Genomic DNA, 25,689 nt, shown 5'->3' with positions numbered 1-25,689 from the left:
GCTTGCGATACATGACAATAGGCTTTGCCTATTGTATGCAGGGGGATGAAATATGATTAATTTATTTGAGGTAGTTGAAACCAACGAAATGATTACCAAGGAAAATTTAGATGTTCGCACCATAACCCTTGGGATCAATCTGCTTGATTGTATAGATTCGGATTTAGACAAATTAAATGAAAAGATTTACAACAAAATATATGAGGCTGCAAAGCATCTGGTTAAAGTCGGTGAGGAGATTTCCGGAGAGTTTGGGATTCCCATTGTCAATAAAAGAATTTCCGTAACGCCCATTGGATTAGTAGGAGGGGCAGCCTGTAAGGCGGCCAAGGACTTTGTATCGATTGCCCAAACCCTGGACAGCGTGGCCCACCGGGTGGGCGTTAATTTTATCGGCGGCTATTCCGCCCTGGTTTCTAAGGGGATGACAGAAGCGGATGAGCTTCTGATCCGGTCGATTCCGCAGGCCTTATCCTGTACGGAGAGGGTGTGCAGCTCGGTGAATCTTGGCTCTACCAAGACAGGAATCAATATGGACGGAGTAAGGCTCATGGGGAAAATCATCAAGGAAACTGCCGAGCATACCAAGCAGCAGGATTCCCTTGGCTGTGCGAAATTAGTTGTTTTTTGTAATGCGCCGGATGACAATCCCTTTATGGCAGGGGCTTTTCATGGTGTGACGGAGGCTGACAAGATTATCAATGTAGGGGTCAGCGGACCGGGAGTAGTGAAAAATGCAATCAGCAAAGTGCGTGGGGAAAGTTTTGAGGTGCTTTGCGAGACCATAAAGAAAACGGCTTTTAAGGTAACCCGCGTTGGACAGCTGGTAGCCCAGGAGGCCTCTGAGAGGCTAGGGGTACCCTTTGGAATCGTAGACCTATCGCTTGCGCCGACTCCGGCAATTGGAGACAGTGTGGCGGATATTTTGTGTGAGATTGGTTTAGAATATGCAGGTGCGCCGGGAACTACGGCGGCCCTTGCTCTTTTAAACGACCAGGTAAAGAAAGGCGGTGTGATGGCTTCTTCCTATGTGGGCGGCCTTAGCGGAGCGTTTATTCCGGTCAGTGAGGATCAGGGTATGATTGACGCGGTGGAGGCGGGAGCGCTTACCTTGGAAAAGTTAGAGGCAATGACTTGCGTATGTTCCGTAGGGCTTGATATGATTGCAATTCCGGGAGAGACGAAGGAGACCACCATTGCCGGTATCATTGCAGATGAAATGGCCATAGGAATGGTGAACCAAAAAACCACCGCAGTGCGTGTGATTCCTGTCATTGGAAAAGGAGTAGGGGAAACAGTAGAGTTCGGAGGGCTTTTGGGACATGCGCCCATTATGCCGGTAAATTCTTTTTCCTGCGATGCATTTGTAAACAGGGTGGGAAGGATTCCTGCGCCGATTCACAGCTTCAAAAATTAAGTGAGCAAGTGGGAGGAAGGAATTTACGCACAGGCTCTGGTGGGAGATTGGAATGAAAGTGCTGATTATAGAAGATGACACAGGCCTAAACCGCGGCATATCCTTTGCGCTAAAGCAGGAGGGATATGCTACGGTAAGCGCTTATTCCCTGAAGGAGGGAGAGCTGTATTTTAAGAAGGAGAAGCCGGACGCTGTTATATTGGACTTAAATCTGCCGGACGGGGATGGGATAGACTGGTGCAAGAAGATACGCAGACGCTCCGGCCCAGAGGCGGAGACTGCTATTGTGATGCTTACGGCGCGGGATATGGAGACGGACGAGATTATGGGACTGTCCGGTGGGGCAGACGACTATATCACGAAGCCGTTTTCTATATCCGTATTAAAAATCAGGCTGCAGAATATTCTGCAAAGAAAAGCAGTTAGACCGGAGGACAACCATTCACTTTCATCCGGTGGTATTGTGATGGATACGAAGACATTTCGGGTATCAAATAACGGTAAGGATCTGGAGCTTAGCCTGACCGAGTTTCGTCTGCTGCAGTATTTTTTGGAAAACAAGGGGCAGGCGCTTTTAAAGGAACAGATTTTAGAGCGCATCTGGGATGGGGATGGAAATTATGTGGAAGAAAATACACTATCCGTCAATATCAGCCGCCTTCGCCGGAAACTGGGCGGGAACTATATCCGTACGATTCAGGGAATCGGGTACCTTTGGGAGGAAAAAGTTGAGAAGTAAACTTCCAAACTCTTTATTCCCGCGGACGATGAGCCAAGTAGACGTGCTTATAGAGATGCGAAGCATCTCTTAGATATTTGGCGACTGCAGCGAGAGCCATATACCTCGCTGCCTTGCAGCGTGCGCTCTGCAGCGTGCGCTCTGCAGCGCTTGATGCCCCGCCAGCTTGCAGCGAGGGCTTGAAAGAATAAATGATAGGCTGGGAAAGGAGCTTGGTTATTATTATGAAAAGTCAGACAGTTATCTGGATACTTGCGATATGTCTGATGATTTGTCTTGCTACGCTTATTGTGGGCGTGGTTTATTTTTTATGGCAGTGGAAGAAATTGGACCGTATCTTAGCGCTTTTTCAGCAAGGAAAATTATATGGGGAGAATGGCGCTTTAGACGGGCTGGAGGATGCTTTAGAAACCCGGGAATCCCGTGTGATCAGCCAGCTTTGGCGGATTTTGGCGGATGCGCGGTTTAAGGCCGGCCAGGCGGTGGGAGAAAAAGACCGGGTAATGGAGCTGATCTCGGACCTATCCCATCAGTTAAGGACACCGCTTTCGAATATTGTGATGAATACGGAACTTTTGCAGGACCCGCTGATAGGTGGTGATGAGGACAAACGCAGGGAATTTCTTGCGCATACAAAGAGCCAGGCGGATAAGATGCAATGGCTTATGGCGGATCTTTTGAAGACATCCAAACTGGAAAACGGCATGATTAGGTTTGAGGCCGGAAATCATGGCGTTAAGGGGACAATTGCACGGGCACTTGGCTCTGTTTATGCCCAGGCAGCTGGTAAGAATATGCAACTGATTGTAGAGGAATTTCAGGATTTTGACCTTTATCATAACCCCAAGTGGACGGCAGAAGCAATGGCAAATATTCTGGAAAATGCGGTTAAATACTCCCCGGACGGCAGCAGCATCCGGATTACCCTTACGAAACTGGATATTTATACGAAGATTATGATTGCGGACGAAGGCATTGGTATTTCTGAAAAGGAGTACAATCTGATTTTTAAACGTTTTTACCGGGGCAGGGAAGTGGAGCAGCAGGAAGGCAGCGGTCTTGGCCTGTATCTGGCGCAGCTTATTTTGCAGCAGGAAAAGGGATATATCACGGTGGCGTCCAAAAAGGGATGTGGGAGCAGATTTTCGCTGTTTTTGTTAAATAAAGGTTGAATCGAAGAACACTCCCGGATTGGAGGAAATATAGGAATGGAGCAGGAAGGTGAGAGAAGGTCTATGTAAAGGAGTGTCTGAGGAAATTTATCAGAAGTATGCTGAACGAGTATCTTTTATTAGGTCTACTTAATTCATATATTGTTTAAAAGGCAAATACGAACTAAGCAATTTACAAGAGATGTTATTGATACGCTTAGGCAGCGATTAAATAGTAGTAAGGGCTGAAAAATTTAAAATCACATCAGGATGGTGCAAAATTGAGTGATGGGAAAGTACCTTTGGATGAGGTTGCAGAGCGAGCAAAGAAATACCAGCCCAAACCGAAAATCACGTATAAAATGATGCAAGAGTATGTTGAAAAGAAATATGGGTTTAAAGCACATACTGCGTATATTGCAGAGGTAAAGAGGCCTTTAGGGCTAACGATGTATGATGCGCCTAATGCGGTAGAGGAATTGAAACAGCCGAGAAAATATCCGCCTAAAGAAAAAGTTGAGGCTATAAAAGATGCTCTCAAATATTTTGAGGTAGTTTAATGGATAAAAATATATTTCAAATTGCAGGAAGGATAGCTCAATTATAGCAAGAGGCATACGAGATTTATTTACTGTTGGTTGATGATGTGTGTAATAGAAAAGTATCTGAAGATGAATTATCGCATTTACTCGACTATTTGCTGGACTTTGTATGTGACGAGAAAATCTTGGGACCGTTTAAAAGAGTATGTAGGAGATATTTCTATGTATATCCGAGTTGTATTAAATTTTATATTGAAGGATATCGAGAAATGTGGGAAGACGAGGGGGAATGCTTAGAACATGATTTGTAGATTAAGCAGAGGATAAGCGTTTAAGAGACATTTTATATGAGCATATGATGTGAGGATAGGGAACGTGTATGGCTAAAATTGTGAAAGAGACTATTCATGCTAAAGGCATTGATATTGGCATCTATACAACAATTTTGAAAATGAGTTTATCTCATTAACGGATATTGCAAAATATAGAAATGAAGATGACCCAAGATTTGTGATTCAAAACTGGATGCGAAATCGTAATACAATAGAATTTTTAGGTGTATGGGAAGAATTGCATAATCCAGACTTTAACCGTGTGCAATTCGAGGCGGTTAAAAATGAGGCAGGATTAAATCGCTTTGTGATGACACCGACAAAGTGGATCACACAGATGCATGCCATCGGCATTGTCTCAAAAGCAGGACGCTATGGCGGAACATATGCCCATAGCGATATTGCCATGTCTTTTGCAACTTGGATTTCTCCAGAGTTTCAGTTATATATTATGAAGGATTATAGGAGATTAAAGACAGACGAGAATAGTCGGTTATCTTTGAATTGGAATTTGAACAGGGAGATTTCTAAGCTGAATTACAGGATACATACAGATGCAATTAAAGATAATTTGATTCCACCAGAATTAACACCTGCGCAAGTAGCGTATACTTATGCCAATGAAGCAGACGTGCTCAATGTCGTTTTGTTCGGGAAAACAGCCAAACAGTGGAAAGATGAAAATCCAACGGTGAAAGGAAATATGCGGGATGCAGCAACACTGAATCAATTACTAGTGCTTGCGCATCTGGAAAGCTATAATGCTGTTTTGATTAATCAAGGGAAGATTCAGAAAGAACGAATGAGATTGCTGCGCCAATTAGCAGTACAACAGCTGCAGACGTTGGAGGCAGTAAGTTTAAATAATCTTACACAATTAACAGAAAATACATAATTCTAAAAATTGTATTGTGCAATAATGCAATGAGAAGGTGATAAAAATGAGAGGAAAAACAATACGACAATTTTTAATTGATGGACAGGCAGATGGCAGATGGGCTAGTGAGCTTTCTAATTGGACAGGCAAGGCATATAAGATTCCACGTACATATATTAATCAATGTACGGATAGAGATGATTTGGGTAATACTGGTGTGTATTTTTTGTTTGGGCGCAATGATGAAACAGATGAAGAACAAGTTTATATAGGAGAGGCTGAAAATATATTCAACAGGCTCAAACAGCATCTTTCTGAAAAAGATTTCTGGACAGAGTGTATAGTGTTTATTAGCAAAGATAATAATTTGAACAAAGCACATATAAAATATTTGGAAAATCATCTTTATATTCTGGCGAAAGAATCTAAAAGATATGAGATAGTAAACAGCAATGTGCCTATGGAAGCATCAATATCTGAAATGGATCGTGCAGAAATGGATGAGTTCATTGATAATATGCGGTTGATTTTAGGAGTGTTGGGACATAAAATTTTAGAACCGTCTATAAAGAGAAAAAATGATGAGAAAGAGATTCTTTACATTTTACAAGACCGTTCGGGAATTAAGGCCAGTGGTAAACCAATCTCAGAAGGCTTTGCGGTACTGAAAGGTTCTAAAGTTGCTGATAATGTAGCAACATCCTTATCAAAGTCTGTTATCAATAAACGACAGCTATTATTTGATAAAGGCATTGTTGATGAGAACTTTACTTTTACTCAGGATTGGGCATTTACGAGCCCTTCACTTGCAGCAGCTATAGTTGTAGGGTATAGTATTAATGGCAGGAATGCATGGAAGAATAAAAAGGGAATATCACTAAAAGAAATGGAAGAGGGATAAAAAGTGATTTTTGTGGGAAAGGGATAATACCGTTGAGAGATGAGGATTGGTGCAGATTTGGATGAATGGATTCTAAAGGAATTATTTGTGGGCACGAAGGGGAATGTTTTATTGGGAGGCAAGTATGAAAAGATTTGCAAATACAGGTGTAATGGAACAGTCTGCACATTTTGGCTGGCAAAACAAGGACGAGGCATTGTATGGGATACGTGAATGATATAAGAATAGTGCCGATGAATTGGTGTTCCTATCACCATGCAGTGGAAATATCTCTTAAACACATATATTTGCGAGCATATGGGTCAATATTTAAATGAAAATTTTAAAAGTTTGAGTAACTTAAGGGAACTATGAGAATGCAATTACAATAATATATTATTGGAGAGCCAGGCTCACAGACGCAGAGCCGATAACAAGCAGAACTTTAAGCCGCTGTTATCGGCTTTTTCTTACAATAAGCTAACTCGCGAAGCATGGCAACGTTTGTTTGATAATAAAACTTAACAACACAAAAAGTAAAAGAGACATATTTTATGTTTGGATAAGTATTAAATGAACTAATTCTATATTTCTGACAAAATTGTCACATCTTTTTCTCACATCTGTCACTATACTGTAAGAAGTATCTGATAGAATAAATCTGTAAAAAAAATTCCATATTTTGTGCCCCAGCACAAATCCGTAGGTTGGGAAAGGAGCATAGTTATTGATATGAAAATATTGGAGACGAAGGATTTGAAAAAGTATTATGGAAATGGCGATACTCAGGTTAAGGCCTTAGACGGGGTAAACCTAAGCATTGAGGAGGGCGAGTTTACCGCGGTTGTTGGTACATCCGGTTCAGGGAAATCCACATTGCTGCATATGCTGGGCGGGCTGGATTATGCCACTTCCGGCACAGTTACGGTTGCAGGGAAAAAGATTTTTGAACTGAATGAGAATGCGCTGACCATATTCCGCAGAAGGCAGATTGGATTTATCTTTCAGAGTTACAATCTGGTGCCAATTTTAAGCGCTTATGAAAATATCGTTCTTCCGCTTGAATTGGACGGACGCAGCATAGATGAAGTTTTTGTGAAAGAGATTGTGTGTATGCTGGGACTTGAGAACAAGCTGGACAATCTGCCAGGGCAGCTCTCAGGGGGGCAGCAGCAGAGAGTGGCCATTGCAAGAGCGCTTGCAACAAAACCAGCTATCATACTGGCTGATGAGCCCACAGGCAATTTGGACAGTAAGACGACCCAGGAAGTATTGGGGCTTTTGAAGCTGACCGGTGAGCAGTTTCACCAAACGATTGTGATGATTACACACAATGAAGGGCTTGCGCAACTGTGTGACAGGGTGATTCATATTGAGGACGGTAAAATCGTAGACGATCATGCAGGAGATGAATTGGAAAGGCAGTGGGAACAAAGAGACATCCCTTTGAAGGAAGAAACATCAAGGGGAGCGGCCGGGGAGGTAGAAGATGAAAAATAACAATGGTGCATCCATCCGCAAACTTTCTAACCGCAGTTTGAAAAATAATCATATGCGGAATTTTTTTGCGGTATTGGCAATCACTCTCACAGGGATTTTGTTCACGGCAGTATTTTCTTTAACAGGCGGTGTTATGCAGACAGCACAGGAGCAGACCATGCGGGAGGTTGGAGGAAAGTTTCATGCAGGACTTAAGGCGGCCACCACACAGCAATATGAGAAGGTGATTTCAGATCCCCTAGTTAAGGAAAGCAGCTACAATATTTTTATCAGCATAGCGGATAATATCATTAAACGGCAGGCAGAGCTGCGTTATCTACCAATGGAGAGCGCACTGGAGGATATGTTCATTACGCTGGAGGAAGGGCATATGCCGGCCGGAGAAAAAGATATCATTGTAGATAGTTTTATTTTAGATGAACTGGGGCTGCCCTATGCGCTGGGGGAAAAGATACCGCTGCGCTTTCAGTTTATGGGAGAAACGGTGGAGGATGAATTTACCCTGTGCGGATGGTACCGGGGAGATGTGGTGTCCCATGCCAGCGAGCTTTTTTTGTCGGAGAGCTATTGGATGGGGTTAAAAGGTTCTTTTACGGACGAAGATTTTCTGCAATGGGGAGAAGGGCATCCTGAAGATAAGAACGTGGGCCTTATGGCGGTGAATCTATATTTTGACAATACGTATCATCTGGAAGAAAAAGTACGGACGGTGATAACAAATGCCGGTTATGAGCCGGGGACGGAATTGGCTTATGGCGTAAACTGGGCTTATATGACCAACCGTTTAGAGGCGGTGGACCCGTTTGTCATGTTGATATTACTTGGCACAGTGGCGGTCATTCTGCTTACCGGATATTTGATTATCTACAATATTTTCCAGATATCCGTCATCAGTGATATCCGATTTTACGGTCTTTTAAAGACCATAGGTACAACAAAGAAACAAATCCGCGCGCTTGTGAGGCGGCAGGCGTTTATTTTATCAGTGATTGGGATTCCCGTTGGATTGATAATCGGCTATGGAATTGGTGCGTGGACGCTGCCTTTTATGCTCAGCTTTTCGGATTACGGCGGTATGGAGATTTCCCTTAAGTTTCATCCCCAGATACTGGTATTCGGCGCCGGATTTTCCACCTTTACAGTATTTTTAAGCAGCAGAAAGCCGGGGAAAATCGCGGGAAGTGTTTCACCCATTGAGGCGGTCAAGTATACGGAAGAAGGGGAGATAGGAAAGAAAAGTCTAAAAAGGAAGAAAAAAGCGAAAAGAAAAAAGGGTGGAAAGTTCAGCGCTGTGTCCATGTCCTTTTCCAACCTTGGGAGAAACAGGCGCACAACAGCTGTGGTTGTAAGTGCAATTTCCTTAAGCATTATTCTGTTGTCGATTGTAATGACCGCAGTGGGCAGCTTTCGGATTGACCAATATATAGAACAGAGGATTGCGGGAGACTTTTTGCTGGGTAATGTGAATGTTACGAGTACAGCTGTGGGAAATGGTGATATAGATATAGAACCGGACTTTTTAAAGATGGCGGACTTACAGAGAGGAATTGAAGGGAGACGGGAAATGTGGACCCGATTTTCTACCGGACTTTTAGTGGATGATAAGGCGAAAGAAAGGCTTCAGGTATTAAGCGAAACAGGCAATCTGAGGAAGGAGCCTTATATGGCAGAAGATTTAGAGGAATTACTGCAAGGCGAAAAATCCTTGTCCGGTTATTGTTATGGATACGATAAAGAACTTCTTTCTTATTTGAAAGTTCTGGATGGAACGCTGGACATAGAGGAGTTTCTGACAGGTGATTATATATTGCTGACACAATTTTTGGGAAGTACGGTATTGCCGTCTGATGAGCATATTTATCATCCCGGAGATACTGTGACGTTGGAATGGTGCGGCGAGGATTCGATTGGACACGAGATCGTGGATGAAGCGGGGGAGATAATTAATGTTGTATATGATAATCTTGACCGGAAGGAATATAAGGTTATGGCGATTGTGGAAATCCCTTACGCATTAGGACTGAACAGATATTCAGCAAACAGCTGTGATATGGTACTGCCATTGTCGGAGATGGGAGTTGAGAAGATAGGTAATGATGGAGAAATTGATTGGTATGAAAGATATATGCAAGAGAGTTTTACAAGATGTTTCGCCGTGTCTTATCAGGTAGGCGAACAGGAGCAGTCGGCTTTTGAGTCGGCGGTAGAGATGTATACAAAGCAGCATCCGCAGATGGGTTATTTGACCAAAGAAGCCCTCAGGAAGGAATTTGAGAGTATGGTGATGGTAATCGCTACCATTGGCATTGCTCTTGCCGCAGTGGTTGCCCTGGTTGGTATTTTGAACTTTATTAATGCCATGGTGACGGCAATCATTTCCAGAAAGCGGGAGTTTGCAATGCTGCAAAGTATTGGCATGACCAACGGGCAGCTGCGAAAGACGCTGATCTGCGAGGGCGTAAGCTATATTGTAATTTCCGGGGCAATCAGCTTTGTACTGGGAAGTCTTCTGGCCTGGCTTATTTTGCGGGCATTAAATGGAGTGATACTATTTTTTGAATATCGATTCCAGATATTGCCATTTGTGATTATGCTGCCGCTTCTTGTGCTGGCAGCGGTGGCTACGCCGGTAATTTGTTATAGAAGTATCCAAAAAAAGAGTATTGTGGAACGCTTGCGGGTAAGTGAATGACATCCTTATGTTATGAAACGCCGTCATGCTTTGCGCGTCATCTTATTGAGAAAATATTGGCTGGGAACCTAAAATAAGTTCCTGGCCTTATTTTTACCCAAAATGTTACGATGAGCGGCCCTCAGACCAAGAACAGTAAACGTAATGCGGCGAGTTAGGAAAAAATTAAGATTATCTACGTTGTTTCAAACGGTATAGTGTGTTATAGTTTGTGTGGTAGCAAAAAAGTCCGGTAGTTTGCGAATGAAGGATAGTTTAAGATTAAAAATAGAAGAAGTTGTGGGGATTATGGATGAAAACGATTGAAAAGATGTGTCAGAAAGCAAGAAGGAAGGGCATTTTACGAGTTATTATTATGAGTTTAGTTACAGTTACACTTATGGCCTCCCTTTTTGGCTGTGGCAAAAGCGATACGGCGCCGGAGGAGGAAAAAGACGGACTTATTTATGTCCCGGAATATCAAAAGCTTGCTTTTGAGGCCAGATATATTAGCCAGTTAGCGCCTGCAGGAGATGAGGCATACATGGCGGCGATGGTTGAGGATAAAGAAAACGAAGGGTATAAAACCGTGGTTTATCAATATAACCTGCTGGAAAATACTGCGAAGGAGCTGTCCATCGCAGATCTGGATGGGGATGTGAACGTGAACGCTTTTTTGATAAGCGGGGACGGAAATCTTGTGATGGTGGTAAATCAGTACCAATATGAGGAAGATGAAAACGGGGAAATTGTAGACAGCAGTATGACGATGGAACTAAGAAGAATCTCAGTTGATGACGGAACTGTCATAAACTCCCAGGATTTGGCGAATGTGGTTGATCGTATAGAGAATTCTTATATTCAGTATTTGTGCGAAGACGGACAGGGGAATCTCTATCTGTGCGATGGGGACCAGGGAATCCATATTGTGGACAAGGATTTTAATAAATTATGTGATATAAGCCTTGATGACTGGGTTGACGGTATGGCGGCATCGAAAGAAGGAGATGTGTACATCGCTACCTATAACGAAAACGGAATGGTGTTAAAAAAGGTGGATGTGGCGGCCAAAAAGCTTGGAGAGGCTGTGGAGGGCATAGAAGATGTCTTCGGAAATGTAGGATATTATCCCAGCGTCAGCAAAAGCCTGATACAGAGCAGCTCCAATCAATTAAAGTTGATTGATTTAGAGACCGGCACAAGCGAGGAATTGTTTAACTGGATGGATGTGGATATAGACGGCAATAATATAGAGATTGTAGGAGAACTTTCTGATGGGCGTATCTGGACAATTTCCAGAGAGTATTCTGAAGAAGGTGATCAATACGAACTGGTTTATCTAACCCGCAAGAAAGCATCTGAGGTGCCTCAAAAGGAAGAAATTGTCTATGGCGCTTTGTGGCTTGATACCCTTACCCGCAGAGCCATTATAGACTTTAACAAATCAAATGACCAATACCATATCAGCGTGAAGGAGTATGGAAATGATTTTGACGGCAGCCAGGTAGCTCAGTTTAATGCGGACCTAACTTCGCAAAACTGCCCGGATTTAATCGGACTTACATCCCTTGATTTCTCACAGTATGCAAGCAAGGGCGTGTTGGAGGATATGTATCCTTATATGGAAAAGAGCGGACTTGATAAGGGGGATTATCTTGAGAATGTGTTAAAGGCTTTTGAGCAGGATGGGAAATTGTATGGAATCGTATCGCAATTTTATATTACATCCACGCTTGCAAAAGAATCCCTTGTGGGGGAGGAAAACGGCTGGACGCTTTCGGAGATGCTGGATTTTGTAGAAAAGAATAATCCGGAAAATGTATTTATGTATGGAAGCAGGGACAGTATATTCCGCTATTGTATTTACAATAATATAGATGAATTTATTGACTGGGAAACCGGGAAATGCTTCTTTGAAGGAGAGGAATTTATCAGGACTCTTGAGTTTGCCGCTAAATTCCCGGAAGAAGTTGATTATAATCAGGAGGAGGAAGGAATATCTGCAAGACTGCGTTCTAATAAGGTGCTCCTGATGGAAAATACGGTAAGCTCCGTACAGGAATATCAGATGATGAATGGACTTTTTGGAGAGAAGGTTACTTATATCGGTTATCCAAACAGTGAAAGGAAAGGAAATCTGATCCAGTCCAGCGGTGGAAGTTTCGGAATATCCGCTAAGTCAAAGCATAAGGAGGGCGCATGGGAATTTGTAGAGTCCGTTATCTCCAAGGAATACCAGGATAGTCTGGTGGAAGACAATTATGGCTGGGGATTCCCCATCAGAAAGGAAGCTCTCGAAAAACAGTTTGAAAATGACATGACGCCGGAGTATTATGAGGATGAAGAAGGCAACAAGGTGGAAAGTTCCAAAACCACATGGGGCTATGATGATTTCCAGATGGAAATCATGGCGGCAACACAGGAGGATGTTGATGCGGTAAGAGGGTTATTGACATCGGCCGACAGGCTTTCCGGCAATGTGGATACGCAGCTGACCAACATTATAACAGAAGAAGCGGAACCGTTTTTTAAAGGACAAAAGTCCGCTGCGGACGCGGCAGGGGTGATTCAGAACCGGATTCAGATTTACGTGAATGAAAACAGATAGATGAAGCGATTGGCAGCATGGAGGATTGAAATGCATTTTCCTAAAAGCAGGAAGGGACAACGGATGCCACGCTTTGCGGCACATCCTTATGTGAAAGAAAATAACCTGCGCAGCATAGAAAGAAACACAAAAATAACTGTCCCTTCCCCAAAAAGGGGCAGAAAATCAAGTAGTAACAAAAAAAAGCACCGTGGGCGGCTGATATCTGCCGGATATCTGCTGCCTAGTGCTGTTGGTGTACTGCTGTTTTTCGTGCTGCCTTTTTTGATTGTGGTCTATTATTCCATGATAGACAATCCTATCAGCGCACAATTTGTGTTATTTGATAATTTCGTGATGGTTTTTCAAAATGCGGCTTTTATTCAGGCAGCAAAAAATACTTTTACTTTTTCCGTATCCGCGGTTCCGCTGGCGGTGGTTTTATCTTTGTTTCTGGCAATGATGCTGGAAAGCAAAATCCCTTTTCAAAGCCAGTTCAGGACATTCTTTTTAAGTCCTATGATGGTGCCTATTGCATCGGTGGTGCTGATTTGGCAGGTGTTATTCCACTTTAACGGCATGATGAATGAGCTGAGAAGTATTTTTGACCTGGATAAAATTGACTGGCTCAATTCAGGCTATGCACAGGTAGTGATTGTAATACTTTTTTTGTGGAAAAATTTAGGTTATAATATGATATTATTTATGGCGGCTCTGAGCAGTATCCCTAAGGATATACTTGAAGTGGCCATATTGGAGAGCGCGTCTCCGTTTCAGGTTTTTATTCATATTAAACTGCGGTATATATCCTCTACTATTCTTTTTGTGACGATTATGTCTTTAATTAATTCTTTTAAGGTTTTCAGAGAGATTTATCTTCTGAAAGGGGATTATCCTTATGATACCATGTATATGCTGCAGCATTTTATGAACAATACTTTTAGCAGGCTAGACTACCAGAAGATGTCGGCGGCGGCAATCATGATGGCGATTGTAATGGTGATTATCATAGGAATTTTGTTCCTGACCGAGAATTATTTCGGAAAGGATGTGGAAGGATGAAGCAACGCTTTGGCAGAATAAAAAAGATAGATGAAATTTCCCTTGAGCGTTGGGAGATGGAGGTTAAAAGAAAGAAAAGATGGCGCCTTAGAAAAAAGGCGGTTGGCGTTACTTTAAAGACCATGGCTGCTGCCTGTTTTGCGGTTCTTTTTCTGCTGCCTATTTTGCTGACCATCACCAATTCCTTTATGTCAGCCTCCGAAATTTCTTCCAATTACGGGCAGGTGTTTGCCACCAATGATTCAGGAGGAAAGGTTTATATAGCGGAAACCGTGAACCTTAAGTTTATTCCGGATATGGTGTCTTTCAGCCAATATATAACGGTTTTATTAAAAAGCCCCGAATATCTTTTTAAATTTTGGAATTCAGTGATATTGGTGGTGCCTATTGTAGTGTTTCAGCTCCTTGTAGCGGCCGGCGCTTCTTTTGGGTTTACCAGGTACAGAGGCAGAATGAAGGAAATCATTTTTTTTGTTTATATTATTTTGATGCTGATGCCCTATCAGGTTACATTGGTGCCTAATTATCTTGTGTCGGATTGGCTTCATATTTTGGACACCAATTGGGCTATTTGGCTGCCCGGTATCTTTTCACCCTTTGCGGTATATCTTTTGACCAAGTATATGAGGAGGATTCCGATATCCGTTATGGAGGCGGCCCAGATTGACGGGGCGGGAGAGTGGCAGATTTTTCGGCATATTTGTATGCCTCTTTGTAAAGGTGCCATGTGCTCAATTGCAATCCTGATTTTTATAGATTATTGGAATATGGTAGAACAGCCGCTTATTCTTTTGGCGGATGAGCAAAAGCATCCTCTGTCGGTGTTTTTGTCAAAGATCAATGCAGGTGAAATCGGACTGGCTTTTGCCGTAGCTACAATTTATATGGTGCCTCCCATACTGGTGTTTTTGTATGGAGAGGATTATCTGGTGGAAGGCATTACCTACCAGGGGGGAATCAAAGGGTAATGCGCGATAAGTACACTTGTGCAGAGCGGGGGGCGCTTTGCTTAAGCGGTGGGAAAGGAAAGGTTTAAGGCGATGAATCAGGAGGAAGGAAGGAAAAGAAAAGAGTGGGTGAAAAATGCGGCGATTGTTTTTTTGACGATTATGCTGATACTCACCTTTTTTTCTAATACTATCATGAATTACTCTCTGCCCGAGGTAGCTACCCAATATGTGCAGAGCGGTACCATCACGGCCAAGGTGCGGGGCACAGGTAATGTGGAGGCGTCTGACCCATATAATATTGTTGCAAAGGAGTCAAGGGTCATTGCAAGCGTTGCGGTAAAGCAAGGCGATGAGGTGGAAAAGGATGAGGTCATTTACTATCTGGAAGACGCGGAAAGCCAGGAGCTGACAGACGCGGAGGCGGAACTGGAAGAACTTAAGCTGACCTATATGAAGGGGCTTTTTGGCAACAATGTGTCCTCTGATATCATCAGCAAGGTAGCAAGCGGACGCACGGACGGGTTTTCCGCATTGCAGACAAGGGTTGCAGATATGCAAAACCGGCTGGATACCGCCCAGGCCAGGGTAAAGGAATGCCAGGATGCGTTGGAGAGCCTGACCTTACAGAGTACCATCAATGCCAATGATGCCACTATCAATACGATCCCGGAAGAAAATGAAAAGGCGCTGGCAACTACGGAGCTTTCCGATGCCCAGACTGCCCAGGCAAATGCGGAGGCGGCTTTTAACAGAGATAAGTCCGAGCGGATAGCCGAACTGAACAGTCGGATTGAGGAAAAACAAAAGCAGATAGCGGATTTGGAGACGTTGATAGGAAGTGCGGAGTCAATTGCAAATAGTAAAACAATAGAAACTAATGATAACGGCGATACTGTTTCTTCCGGTGGAATTGAGGAAATAGAAAAGAGAGAAAAGCTGGCAAAAGAGGCCTTAGAGGAAAAACGCAAGGCATTGAATGCTGCAAGCGGTAACAATTTTACAACCGAGGAAGCATACAGCTGGATTAATTCACTTAGCGATTGGAATAGTTTAGGTGAAGGTGCGCAGATAGCAGCCAGTGAGTTCAAAGTAGCCTACGCAGAATATAAAATTGCCTATGACCTTTTAAGCAACGCCGTAGGCACTTTGACAGGATACAGCAGCAATCAGGAACAGCTAAGAAACTTAAATCAGGAATTGCAGGAGTTGCAGTCCCGACTAAACAGGGTAAATGCCATTTCCTATTCCCCTGGGGACAGTGTCAAGGATGCCCAGGCCAAATTAAACCAGGCGGACAAGAATTTATCGGATAAAACCAATGCCAACAAGCAGGCGTCCGTGGCATACCAGAATCAGATTGCCAATGCGGAGGCGGCCCTTAAAAATGCCCAGGCGGTCTATGACCTTCTGAAAGAAGAACAGGAGGAAATGAACGCGGATATCAACGCGGAACTGGATTTAACCAAAGTAAGCAAAGATATTGCGCTAAAGCAAGAGGAAATTGCCAAATTAAAAGAAAAATCCATGGGCGCCGCCATTACGGCCCCTGTGGCGGGAACCGTAACCTCTCTTACCTATGTGGCAGGGGAGACTACAAATCCGGAGGAAACGGCTGCGGTTTTGCAGGTGGAAGGAAAAGGATTTATATTAAAGGTTTCCGTTACCAATGAACAGGCCAGAAAAGTACAGGTGGGAGATACGGCGGAGCTGCAAAATGCATGGTATTATGATGACGCGCAGGTTATTTTGTCGGGAATCAAGCCGGACCCTGACAATCCGGGACAGAACAAGCTGTTGGAATTTGATGTGACAGGTTCAAGCATACAGGCGGGACAGGCTCTGAGTATCTCCGTGGGCCAGCGCAGTTCGGAATATGAGTTTGTGGTGCCCAACAGTGCAGTCCGCGAGGACAATAACGGAAAATTTATTTTAATTGTGGAATCAAAGAGCGGTCCTTTGAGCAATCGGTACATTGCTACAAGAGTAGATGTGGAAGTGCTGGCTTCGGATGATAATTATACAGCCATTTCAGCGGGACTTTATGGGTATGAATATGTGATTACCACATCTACCAAGCCGGTGGAGGCTGGTAAACAGGTAAGGCTGAATGAAACATAAGATTGGGCTGGTTGAGCCTTCGGCCGAACAGATATGCTTATGGGCATAACCTGTGATATTTGGAGAGGAGTTTGTGTATGCGCTGCATTCATAAACTTTGTTATGCGCGAAAAGCAGCGCAGAAATGAGGTAAGCTATGGCTTTAAGAATAAAGGAATGGCTGCGCGGCTTGTCCCTTAAGGAAATCATTTATTCCCTGATTGTGTTTTTATCCCTTGTGTTGTATTTGACCTTAACGATTTGGTCAGATGATAAGGTAGATGGCCTGATTGACCAGCAGGCGGCCATCCGCTGGGATAAAGACGGCGGCAGTGCGCATGTAAGCTGCTTTTTTGCAGAACATGTAGAAGTGGAAGAATATACGATTATGAGCTATGAGAGAGCCCTTGAGCAGAGTCTTAAGGAGGTTTTGTCTGCCGAGGAAGTAAGCGATGAAGGCGGAAGACGGCTCTTTATTGATGCGTATAGCTCTCTTGGAACCATTACGGTGGTCAGTGAAAAAGGAAAGCTGGAGGCGGACGCAGTGGGAATCGGGGGAGATTTTTTCCTGTTCCATCCGCTGCAGCTTGTATCTGGAGGATATTTTTCGGGCAATGACTTGATGAAAGACTCCATTGTCTTAGACGAGGATGCAGCATGGCAGCTGTTCGGCTCTAATGATATTGCAGGAAAAAGCGTGATGATCGGAGATGTGCCCCATTATGTGGCGGGTGTGGTGAAAAGGCAGGAGGGCAAATTTGCGGAAAAGGCAGGATTAAACAAGTCGGTCCTGTATGTATCAAATGAGTCTCTTGCGGCTTATGGCGTGAGCGAAGGCATCAGTGTTTATGAGGTGGCGGCACCTAATCCGGTGAAGCATTTTGTATATAACAACATAAAAGAAAAACTTGGAATAGAAGACAGCGATATGGTGATGGTTGAAAATTCTTCCCGCTATTCAGTAGAAGCTTTGGTTACGGTGCTTTTTGACTTTGGGACCAGGTCCATGCAAAACAGTGCTGTGAAATTCCCCTACTGGGAAAATATCGGAAGGGGATGGGAGGATGTAAAGGCGGTCGTTTTACTGTTTCAGATTATTTTTTTATTGATTCCGGGAGTCATCCTTACGGTATTCCTTATCATAAGATGGAAAAATAAGACTTGGACTTACAGGGATGTGGTAAACTTTATCATACAAACAAAGGATAAAACAGTGCAAAAGGTAAAGGGAGAAAAGAATAAGTGGCAGCACTTTTAGGCGTATGAAACTTTGACGGCGCCTTGATTTGCGGACTATAGGTAAAAGGGAGATTGTTATGAAAAAAAGCGTTATTTTAGGAGTATTGTTATGCCTCATGGCTGCAGGTCTTTGGGGCTGTGGAAAGAAAAAAGAGGATGGCGCACAAACTGGCTTGGCATCAAAAGATTATGTGTACCGCATGGAAGATTTAGACTTGAAAGAGGCAGGACAGTTATTCCGCTCAGGGGAAGATATTTATGCTTATGGCAGTGACTGGCAGGATGATGGGTCTTCTATTCTTTATTTTTATAAACTTAACGGGGATGGAACCGCAGCGGAGACTTTTTCCTTTTCAGTAAAAGAAAATATCAATATAAGAAACATCAATTTTGATGACGAGGGAAATATTTACTGTATTGAAAATGATTTTCACATGATAGGCGGAGGCGTTTCTCCTGAGGACAGTGCAGGGGAAACAGAAGGAGGAGCGGTTGAACCGAGAGAAACGGATGGGGAAGACGGACAGATATCCGAAAATGATACTGCCATGAATGAAGATGGCGATCAAACCCAAGGGGAAACAGTGGAAGATACCAGACCCCAGGAGGATACGCATACAGATGACGTACAGGACGCGGAGGAAGATACTAAGGCAGATGACGCGCAGGATGCGGAGGAAGACGCACAGAGCATGGAAGAGGAAACAAGGGATGCCGTACCTTCGGAGGAAGATGCGTATTTGGATGAGTATTATCTGACTAAAATGAGTCCTTCCGGAGAAAAGTATTTTTCCGTAAAATTAAATGATATTCCCGCTTTGAAAGAACTTGAGGAGGCCAATGGCTATTTCTATATTGGCGATATGATATTAAAAAAGGGAAATGGCATTTATATCAATTCCTATGGGACTTTTTTTAAATTTGACCTTGAGGGTAACTATGTGGAGACTTTGGCCAAAGGTCAGGACCAGGAGCTTTTGGACCGATCTTCCTTTGTCTGTCTTGAGGATGGAAGAACGGTAGCCGTTTTCAGTGATGAAGAAAATAGAATGAATGTAGCCCTTGCAGATTTGGACGCGGGCGTTTTGGTGGAAAGATACCAGATTCCGGGCCTGTCCTATGATTTTTCTTTTTATCCGGGAGTAGGGTATGATTTGTATATGGCGGATAACTACGCCGTATATGGCTATAATCTGGGGGAGGCGGATAAAGTCTGCTTGATGAATTATATTGATTCGGATTTTGACTTTTACAATGTTTATCAGGTGATTGGCATCAATGAAAAAGAGTTTTTTGCCATGCATGAAGATTTGGAGACAGGGGATAGCGTATTGGCAAAATTTACGAAAGTGCCACCAGAGGAGGTAAAGGAAAAACAGGTTATCCAGCTGGCCATGGGCTTTACAAACTGGACCGTAAGGCGGAATGTGATTCAATTTAACAAAGAGAGTGAGGATTACAGAATTTCCATTCAGGATTATTATTCCATGTACAGCACAGGGGATGATTATATGGAGGGGATCAACAGGCTCAATACGGATATTGCCACAGGAAAAGTACCGGATATTATTTTACTGGAGGATGCAATGCCTGTGGACAGTTATATCAGCAAGGGTCTTTTGGAAGATATTAAGCCTTATATTGAAAAGGATGAGGAGCTTGATATCAATAATTTCATGCCTAATGTGGTAGAGGCTTTTTCCGTAAATGGGAAATTGTATACGGTTGTGCCTTCTTACACCATACAGACGGTGCTTGCCAAGGCATCGGAAGTAGGAGAGGAGAGAGGCTGGACGGTGCAGGAAGCTTTGGAGCTGCTTGCCTCAAAGCCGGCGGGCACTTTGCTTTTTGAAATGAATTCGAGAGATATGATATTGCGGAATTGCCTGACTATGTCAGGAAATCAGTTTATAGACTGGGAGAGCGGTGCCTGTAATTTTGATTCGGACAGCTTTATCCAGACTTTGGAGCTAATCAGCCTTTTTCCTGAGAAAACAGATGATATCGCTTATGAAGACGAATATTGGGAAAACTGGGATTCTATGTGGCGGGAAGGCAAGATCATTGCGTCTGTCAATGGTTTGGGAGACTTCAGATCTTACAACCGAGAAGAAAAAGGAACCTTTGGAGAAAAGATTACCATGATTGGTTTCCCCTGTGCCAATGAGGACGGCACGGTGATTTGGCCTGATATGCAGCTGGCAATGTCCGCAAAGTCAAAGAATAAAGAAGGTGTCTGGGCTTTTTTGCGTACCTTCCTTACAGATAAATACCAGGAGGAAAATATAAATTACGGATTCCCTTTGAGTATAAAAAGGCTTGATGAACTTGGGGAGGAAGCCACAAAAAGACCTTACTATTTTGAAGAGGGTAAAAAGGTGGAATATGATGATTCCTATTATGTAGGCGGTCAGGAGATTATAATTCCACCCATGACCCGGGAGGAGATGGAGGCGTTTAAAGAACAGCTTTACAGTCTGACCCAGGTTTACAAGATGGATGAGGCCCTGCTGAATATTATTGAGGAAGAAGCGGCTCCTTACTTTGCGGGACAGAAACAGGCAAAGGATGTGGCTGCCATCATTCAAAGCAGAGCGCAGCTTTATGTGAATGAGAACCGCTGACTTTTGCGGGTAATAAGCCAAATTTACATTTTTTTACGGACTTTGCAGCAAATGCAAAGTTCCAGGCTTAACGTTACGGATGCCCTGTCAGTTTACGGCAGGTTTGAAATACCTTTTAAGCAGTTATGATGGGAGATTGTTTTATTTCATTTATGGGAGGTCTGCCTCTGTATGGAGCCGCAATAGATTCATAGACACAGGCGCAGAAAAAATCCTGCTGCAGCAGAGCATAAGCCTCCTCATTTAAAAGAAAACGGGCATCGGCAGGTTTGGAAAGCAGCGGAATTGCGCTGCTTTTCTTTATGGCATGAAGCAGGGGGGCGGCTTGGGAGCGGAAACCCAGCAGCCTTGCATAGGGCGCCAAAAGATTTCTTTGGTGCAAAGGCTTTTTGAAAAATTGGGGCGTTTTGATATTAAGCAGGATATGCATTAATACCCGGCTTATGCGGGTGTAGGTGATATCCTTTGATTTTAACAGACTGCAAAATGTGTCAAAACGCGTGAAATTATCAATGTTTTTACAGATTTTATCCGACAGGTTCCCATCGCAGTCCAAGTAATCGGTAAAGCCCTTGTCCCGCTCGGATATAAGCTTGTAATGCAGCAGAGAGGAAAAATGGTTCTCTGTGACCGGAGGCGTAAGAAGGTTATTTAAGCTGAGTAAATCATATACCGCATGGGGCACATATTTTTGGAGGGTTTCGCCCCCATGGCCTAAAATATGTCGAATGGCGGAGGCGGAAAGAAAAGGGGCATCTTCCTTTGGGGAAAGGTCGTGATAGCCGCCCCCCAGACGCTTTAAGGTAAAAGGAATGATCCGACTGCAGCCGGCAGGATTATGAAAAGAAAATAAGGACTTGCAGTATTCCAGTCCTAATATATTGTTTGGGAAGGAAAAAAGCGCATGAATTTCTGCGGGCCCCATCCTGAAAGCGCAATGGCCCAAAGAGCCGGAACGGTCCGAGAAAACATCATTTTCCGAAAGCATTTCGGTCACGGCCCGTTCTAAGGCCGCCGGATATGAGAAGCCGGATTTTAATTGTCTCTCTAATTTGGAATGGACCCGAGAGGGATTTTGAACCAATAAACGGGCGCAGTCTGTGAAGGCGGAAAGCTGGCCCGATTCACTGCCAAAGGATAAAGCATCTATAACCTTTAACTGTTCTAACAAAGCCACGGCCCCGCCTGCAAAAAATTCCGCGCTGGAGAGAGCATATAAAGCAGGCAATTCTATCACAACATCCGCACCGCAGGCAAGGGCCATCCGGGTACGGATATATTTGTCACAAAAAGCGGGCCCGCCCCTTTGCACGAAATCTCCGCTCATAACTACGAGAATAAAGTCTGCTCCGGTTTGGCGGCGGGTTTCTTTGATTTGATAGAGATGGCCGTTGTGAAAGGGATTGTATTCGGCAATAATTGCAGCTGTTTTCATGTGTTGTCCTCCCATTTAAGCTGACAGAATATATTACATGATTCCTTTTTAACATATCATATTTTCATGTAGACTGCCACAGACGAATTGCGGCAAACACGCAAGTCGATTTTCAAGGGTTGCTGTTTACGGATGAAAGGCCGCTCACAGTAACATTCAAGGAAACTGTATGCAAGATTGATTTCCGCGTTTTTTTGTGAAGTTATACTTGCCGTGTATGGCAATTTAAACTATAATTTTTAAGAGGGTGTATGCAGTTGTATGCATAAAGAAAAGGTATAAGAAAGGAGAATGGGGTATGTCATACATTGACATAATAAAAGAAAAAGCAAGAATGGAAAAAAAAACAATCGTCCTGCCGGAGACTACGGATAAGAGAACTCTGATTGCTGCTTCGCATATTGAGCATGAAGGTATCGCGGATATTATCATGATTGGAAATGAAGAAAAAATCATGGATGGCGCGACCTGGCTGGAGATTGAATTGGATGGGGTAAAAATCATCAATCCGGAGACTTGTGATAAGCTGGATGCATATGTTGATTTGCTATATGAGACGAGGAAAAACAAGGGAATGACGCCGGAAAAGGCAAGAGAAATTTTACTTGCAGATTATCTTACCTTTGGCGTGATCATGGTAAAGGCAAACGATGCGGACGGTATGGTGGCCGGGGCCTGCCATGCAACGGCGGATACTTTGCGTCCCGCCCTTCAAATTTTAAAGACGGCGCCGGGGGTGAAGCTGGTTTCGGGATTTTTCCTGATGTGTGTGCCGAATTGTGAATATGGGGATAATGGCACCTTTTTATTTGCCGACTGCGGTCTGAATCAGGACCCTACGGCGGAAGAACTGGCGGCAATTGCGGATTCCTCCGCTAAGAGTTTTAAGAGCCTGGTAGGGAAAAAGCCTATTATTGCAATGCTGTCTCACTCCACCAAGGGAAGCGCTAAGCATGAATTGGTGGACAAGGTGGTTGAGGCTACGAAAATCGCCCATGAAAGATATCCCGGTCTTACGCTGGACGGCGAACTGCAGACAGACGCAGCATTAGTTCCCCAGGTGGCCAAATCAAAGGCACCGGGCAGTGAGGTTGCGGGCAAAGCGAACGTGCTTATTTTCCCTAATTTGGACAGCGGCAATATCGGATATAAGCTGGTACAGAGACTGGCAAATGCGGAAGCCTACGGGCCTATGCTTCAGGGAATCGCAAAGCCGGTCAACGACTTATCAAGAGGCTGTTCCTGGCAGGATATCGTAGGCGTTGTGGCGCTGACTGCTGTGCAGGCGCAGCTGGCTTAATAGGAGGTAAAAATGACAGACAGTAATATTTTGGTAATTAATTGCGGGAGTTCGTCCCTTAAATTTCAGCTGATTAACGCGCAGTCGGAGGAAGTGATAGCAAAGGGGCTGTGTGAAAGAATCGGTATAGAGGGCAGTAAAATGTCCTATACCCCCACAGGCGGAGAGAAATATGAGGCAGTGACACCCATGGAGGATCACACCCAGGCAATCAGGCTGGTGCTTTCAGCAATTACGGACGAAAAGATGGGCGTGGTGAAAAGCCTGGATGAAATTGGAGCGGTAGGGCACAGAGTTGTCCACGGCGGAGAAAAATTTGCATCCTCCGTTCTGATTGACGATGAAGTGCTGAAAGCGATTGAGGAGTGTAACGATTTAGCGCCCCTTCATAATCCTGCCAACTTGATTGGCATCAGGGCATGCATGGAGCTGATGCCGGATACGCCTATGGCAGCGGTATTTGACACGGCATTCCACCAGACAATGCCCAAGGAGGCTTACCTCTATGGACTTCCTTACCATTATTATGAAGATTATAAGGTGCGGCGGTATGGTTTTCATGGAACCAGTCACTCTTATGTGTCCCGCAGAGCAGCCCAGATACTTGGGAAGGATTATGAGGATTTAAAGACAATCGTCTGCCATCTTGGGAACGGCGCCAGCATTTCCGCTGTAAAGAATGGGAAATGTGTGGATACATCCATGGGGCTTACCCCTTTGGAAGGACTCATTATGGGAACCAGGTGCGGAGACCTAGACCCTGCAATCGTTGAATTTTTGTGCAACAAAGAAAAGAAATCCGTTCAGGAAATTTTAAGCGTGATGAACAAGGAGTCAGGGGTATTTGGATTATCGGGGGGATTTTCCTCAGACTTTAGAGACCTGGTAAGCGCCAGAGATCAGGGTGATGAAGGGGCGGACCGGGCCCTTAGAGCTTTTTCCTATCGAGTTGCCAAATACATTGGGGCCTACACGGCAGCCATGAACGGAGTGGATGTAATCTGCTTCACGGCAGGCATTGGAGAAAACACTTCTCTGGTCAGAACCATGGTTGCCTCCTATCTGGGATATTTGGGTATTGCGTTAGACGAAGAAGCAAACAAAAAAAGAGGCGAGGAGATATTTATCTCCACCGGCGAGAGCAAAACAAAAGTGCTTGTGGTTCCCACCAACGAAGAACTGGCTATCGCACGCGAGACAGTTGCGCTTGTAAAATAATATTTAGTAATTACATTACCCATAACAATTCAGCCTTGCTGAACTGTTATATGCAAAATCCATTTAAAATCGCCTTCGGCGATGGGATTTTGCACTCCCTAAACATATTTTCATGGTCTGTGCAGTAAATGCACAGACCTGGCTGAATCGTTACAATTACCCACCAAATATTTTTACAGGTATTGACAAAGTAAGCGGCACTCGTTATAATTGTTTGAGTGTATGACTTGATTCATAGGGAGCTTATTATGTTAATCAATCTGGCTGACGTATTTACATCCGAGGGAAAAGATAGAAGGGAAAGCGTTGCTTTTGAGCCGGATAGAATTTCCCATATGGGAAATTCTTACAAAATCCGTGAGAAATCCCCTGTTGATTTAACCTTTACCAATATTGGCAGAGGGAAGATTTTGATACGGGGAGAGATGAGGCTTGTACTGGAAATCCCCTGTGACAGATGTTTGGAGGTGGTTTATACGCCCTTGGAACTTCGATTTGAGCAGGAAATTTTTGCTCCGGATTTAGACGGACATTCATTAAGCCAGGACGAGCAGCAGGATTTTATGGCTGGATACGAGCTTAACGTGGAGGCTTTTGTGAACGGCGAGATCTTAATTAACATGCCTGTTAAAGTGCTGTGCAAACCGGACTGTAAGGGAATCTGCAAGCAGTGCGGACACAACTTAAACGAGGGGGAGTGTGGGTGCGATACCTTTGTGCCTGACCCCAGGATGGCAGCTATTCAAGATATCTTTAACGCAGGTAAGGAGGTGTAACGATGTCTATTTGTCCTAAAAATAAATCTTCTAAATCAAGAAGAGATAAGAGGAGAGCAAACTGGAAAATGAGTGCTCCCACTTTAGTAAAGTGCAGCAAGTGCGGCGCCCTGATGGCACCTCACAGAGTATGTAAGGCATGTGGTTCTTACAATAAAAAAGAAATCATCAGTGTAGATTAATTGAGTAAATCAGGGATTAGGAAGTCGGTTGACTTCCTAATTTTTTGAGCAAAATTGTGCTTGATTTTTCGTATACGGTCTAGTATAGTGAAATAGTACTGACAACAAGG

18 protein-coding genes and 1 pseudogene are annotated in these 25,689 nt (G+C 43.9%); 18 read left to right on the top strand and 1 reads right to left on the bottom strand.

Features of this window, described 5'->3' with window-relative positions:
- The first annotated feature begins 52 nt into the window (after window positions 1-52).
- The 14 genes and pseudogenes from D5281_RS03075 to D5281_RS03010 all read left to right on the top strand — a co-directional run bounded on the left by D5281_RS03075 (window position 53) and on the right by D5281_RS03010 (window position 20,668).
- Entirely contained in the window at window positions 53-1,417 is a 1,365-nt protein-coding gene (locus D5281_RS03075; protein WP_160558670.1) for a PFL family protein, read from the top strand.
- 52 nt (window positions 1,418-1,469) lie between these two features.
- Complete coding sequence (locus D5281_RS03070; RefSeq protein ID WP_160558669.1) at window positions 1,470-2,156, top strand: response regulator transcription factor; 687 nt, start codon at window positions 1,470-1,472, stop codon at window positions 2,154-2,156.
- 224 nt (window positions 2,157-2,380) lie between these two features.
- Window positions 2,381-3,328: a sensor histidine kinase gene (locus D5281_RS03065; protein ID WP_160558668.1), complete on the top strand. Its 948-nt coding sequence runs from the start codon at window positions 2,381-2,383 to the stop codon at window positions 3,326-3,328.
- Between the two features lie 260 nt (window positions 3,329-3,588).
- The gene (locus D5281_RS03060) at window positions 3,589-3,867 is read left to right on the top strand and encodes a hypothetical protein (RefSeq protein WP_160558667.1); all 279 of its coding nucleotides are present in this window, start codon (window positions 3,589-3,591) and stop codon (window positions 3,865-3,867) included.
- Window positions 3,868-4,228: 361 nt separating this feature from the next.
- Window positions 4,229-5,076 (top strand): annotated as a pseudogene (locus D5281_RS03055) (KilA-N domain-containing protein).
- A 46-nt stretch (window positions 5,077-5,122) separates the two neighbouring features.
- Window positions 5,123-5,959, top strand: a complete 837-nt coding sequence (locus D5281_RS03050) for a GIY-YIG nuclease family protein (RefSeq protein ID WP_160558666.1) — start codon at window positions 5,123-5,125, stop codon at window positions 5,957-5,959.
- A 711-nt stretch (window positions 5,960-6,670) separates the two neighbouring features.
- The gene (locus D5281_RS03045; protein ID WP_160558665.1) at window positions 6,671-7,438 is read left to right on the top strand and encodes an ABC transporter ATP-binding protein; all 768 of its coding nucleotides are present in this window, start codon (window positions 6,671-6,673) and stop codon (window positions 7,436-7,438) included.
- The gene (locus D5281_RS03040; protein WP_160558664.1) at window positions 7,428-10,130 is read left to right on the top strand and encodes an FtsX-like permease family protein; all 2,703 of its coding nucleotides are present in this window, start codon (window positions 7,428-7,430) and stop codon (window positions 10,128-10,130) included. The genes D5281_RS03045 and D5281_RS03040 overlap by 11 nt, the downstream gene beginning before the upstream one ends.
- A 292-nt stretch (window positions 10,131-10,422) precedes the next feature.
- On the top strand, window positions 10,423-12,717 hold the full coding sequence (locus D5281_RS03035) for an extracellular solute-binding protein (RefSeq protein WP_160558663.1): 2,295 nt from the start codon (window positions 10,423-10,425) through the stop codon (window positions 12,715-12,717).
- A 30-nt stretch (window positions 12,718-12,747) separates the two neighbouring features.
- On the top strand, window positions 12,748-13,758 hold the full coding sequence (locus D5281_RS03030) for a carbohydrate ABC transporter permease (protein ID WP_277935139.1): 1,011 nt from the start codon (window positions 12,748-12,750) through the stop codon (window positions 13,756-13,758).
- Window positions 13,755-14,726 (top strand): carbohydrate ABC transporter permease, encoded by a 972-nt coding sequence (locus D5281_RS03025; protein ID WP_330584780.1) that lies wholly within the window; start codon window positions 13,755-13,757, stop codon window positions 14,724-14,726. The genes D5281_RS03030 and D5281_RS03025 overlap by 4 nt, the downstream gene beginning before the upstream one ends.
- Window positions 14,727-14,774: 48 nt before the next feature.
- Window positions 14,775-16,826 carry an HlyD family efflux transporter periplasmic adaptor subunit gene (locus D5281_RS26450; RefSeq protein ID WP_160558662.1) on the top strand — a complete coding sequence of 684 codons (2,052 nt, stop codon included), beginning with the start codon at window positions 14,775-14,777 and terminating at the stop codon, window positions 16,824-16,826.
- 136 nt (window positions 16,827-16,962) lie between these two features.
- Complete coding sequence (locus D5281_RS03015; protein ID WP_160558661.1) at window positions 16,963-18,063, top strand: ABC transporter permease; 1,101 nt, start codon at window positions 16,963-16,965, stop codon at window positions 18,061-18,063.
- A gap of 58 nt (window positions 18,064-18,121) precedes the next feature.
- Window positions 18,122-20,668 carry an extracellular solute-binding protein gene (locus D5281_RS03010; protein ID WP_160558660.1) on the top strand — a complete coding sequence of 849 codons (2,547 nt, stop codon included), beginning with the start codon at window positions 18,122-18,124 and terminating at the stop codon, window positions 20,666-20,668.
- 115 nt (window positions 20,669-20,783) lie between these two features.
- Here the strand turns inward: D5281_RS03010 and D5281_RS03005 are convergent, their stop codons facing one another.
- The gene (locus D5281_RS03005; RefSeq protein WP_160558659.1) at window positions 20,784-22,103 is read right to left on the bottom strand and encodes a tRNA(Met) cytidine acetate ligase; all 1,320 of its coding nucleotides are present in this window, start codon (window positions 22,101-22,103) and stop codon (window positions 20,784-20,786) included.
- A 298-nt stretch (window positions 22,104-22,401) separates the two neighbouring features.
- Between D5281_RS03005 and pta the strand changes: the two genes are divergently transcribed.
- The 4 genes from pta to rpmF all read left to right on the top strand — a co-directional run bounded on the left by pta (window position 22,402) and on the right by rpmF (window position 25,579).
- On the top strand, window positions 22,402-23,403 hold the full coding sequence (pta, locus tag D5281_RS03000) for a phosphate acetyltransferase (RefSeq protein WP_160558658.1): 1,002 nt from the start codon (window positions 22,402-22,404) through the stop codon (window positions 23,401-23,403).
- Window positions 23,404-23,415: 12 nt separating this feature from the next.
- On the top strand, window positions 23,416-24,621 hold the full coding sequence (locus D5281_RS02995; protein ID WP_160558657.1) for an acetate kinase: 1,206 nt from the start codon (window positions 23,416-23,418) through the stop codon (window positions 24,619-24,621).
- A gap of 248 nt (window positions 24,622-24,869) precedes the next feature.
- Window positions 24,870-25,397 carry a YceD family protein gene (locus D5281_RS02990; RefSeq protein ID WP_160558656.1) on the top strand — a complete coding sequence of 176 codons (528 nt, stop codon included), beginning with the start codon at window positions 24,870-24,872 and terminating at the stop codon, window positions 25,395-25,397.
- Window positions 25,398-25,399: 2 nt separating this feature from the next.
- Window positions 25,400-25,579 carry a 50S ribosomal protein L32 gene (gene rpmF / locus D5281_RS02985; protein WP_120467795.1) on the top strand — a complete coding sequence of 60 codons (180 nt, stop codon included), beginning with the start codon at window positions 25,400-25,402 and terminating at the stop codon, window positions 25,577-25,579.
- Window positions 25,580-25,689 lie beyond the last annotated feature (110 nt).

This window comes from Parablautia muri (genome assembly GCF_009917485.1).
Taxonomy (GTDB): Bacteria; Bacillota; Clostridia; order Lachnospirales; family Lachnospiraceae; genus Suilimivivens; species Suilimivivens muri.
This window is presented reverse-complemented; position numbering and strand designations above follow the sequence as displayed.

Coding starts and splice junctions, on each gene's coding strand:
- D5281_RS03025 (WP_330584780.1), top strand. CDS start 13,755: ATGAAGCAACGCTTTGGCAGAATAAAAAAGATAGATGAAATTTCCCTT.
- pta (WP_160558658.1), top strand. CDS start 22,402: ATGTCATACATTGACATAATAAAAGAAAAAGCAAGAATGGAAAAAAAA.
- D5281_RS03065 (WP_160558668.1), top strand. CDS start 2,381: ATGAAAAGTCAGACAGTTATCTGGATACTTGCGATATGTCTGATGATT.
- rpmF (WP_120467795.1), top strand. CDS start 25,400: ATGTCTATTTGTCCTAAAAATAAATCTTCTAAATCAAGAAGAGATAAG.
- D5281_RS03005 (WP_160558659.1), bottom strand. CDS start 22,103: ATGAAAACAGCTGCAATTATTGCCGAATACAATCCCTTTCACAACGGC.
- D5281_RS03035 (WP_160558663.1), top strand. CDS start 10,423: ATGAAAACGATTGAAAAGATGTGTCAGAAAGCAAGAAGGAAGGGCATT.
- D5281_RS03030 (WP_277935139.1), top strand. CDS start 12,748: ATGCATTTTCCTAAAAGCAGGAAGGGACAACGGATGCCACGCTTTGCG.
- D5281_RS02995 (WP_160558657.1), top strand. CDS start 23,416: ATGACAGACAGTAATATTTTGGTAATTAATTGCGGGAGTTCGTCCCTT.
- D5281_RS03070 (WP_160558669.1), top strand. CDS start 1,470: ATGAAAGTGCTGATTATAGAAGATGACACAGGCCTAAACCGCGGCATA.
- D5281_RS03015 (WP_160558661.1), top strand. CDS start 16,963: ATGGCTTTAAGAATAAAGGAATGGCTGCGCGGCTTGTCCCTTAAGGAA.
- D5281_RS03075 (WP_160558670.1), top strand. CDS start 53: ATGATTAATTTATTTGAGGTAGTTGAAACCAACGAAATGATTACCAAG.
- D5281_RS03050 (WP_160558666.1), top strand. CDS start 5,123: ATGAGAGGAAAAACAATACGACAATTTTTAATTGATGGACAGGCAGAT.
- D5281_RS02990 (WP_160558656.1), top strand. CDS start 24,870: ATGTTAATCAATCTGGCTGACGTATTTACATCCGAGGGAAAAGATAGA.
- D5281_RS03045 (WP_160558665.1), top strand. CDS start 6,671: ATGAAAATATTGGAGACGAAGGATTTGAAAAAGTATTATGGAAATGGC.
- D5281_RS03010 (WP_160558660.1), top strand. CDS start 18,122: ATGAAAAAAAGCGTTATTTTAGGAGTATTGTTATGCCTCATGGCTGCA.
- D5281_RS03040 (WP_160558664.1), top strand. CDS start 7,428: ATGAAAAATAACAATGGTGCATCCATCCGCAAACTTTCTAACCGCAGT.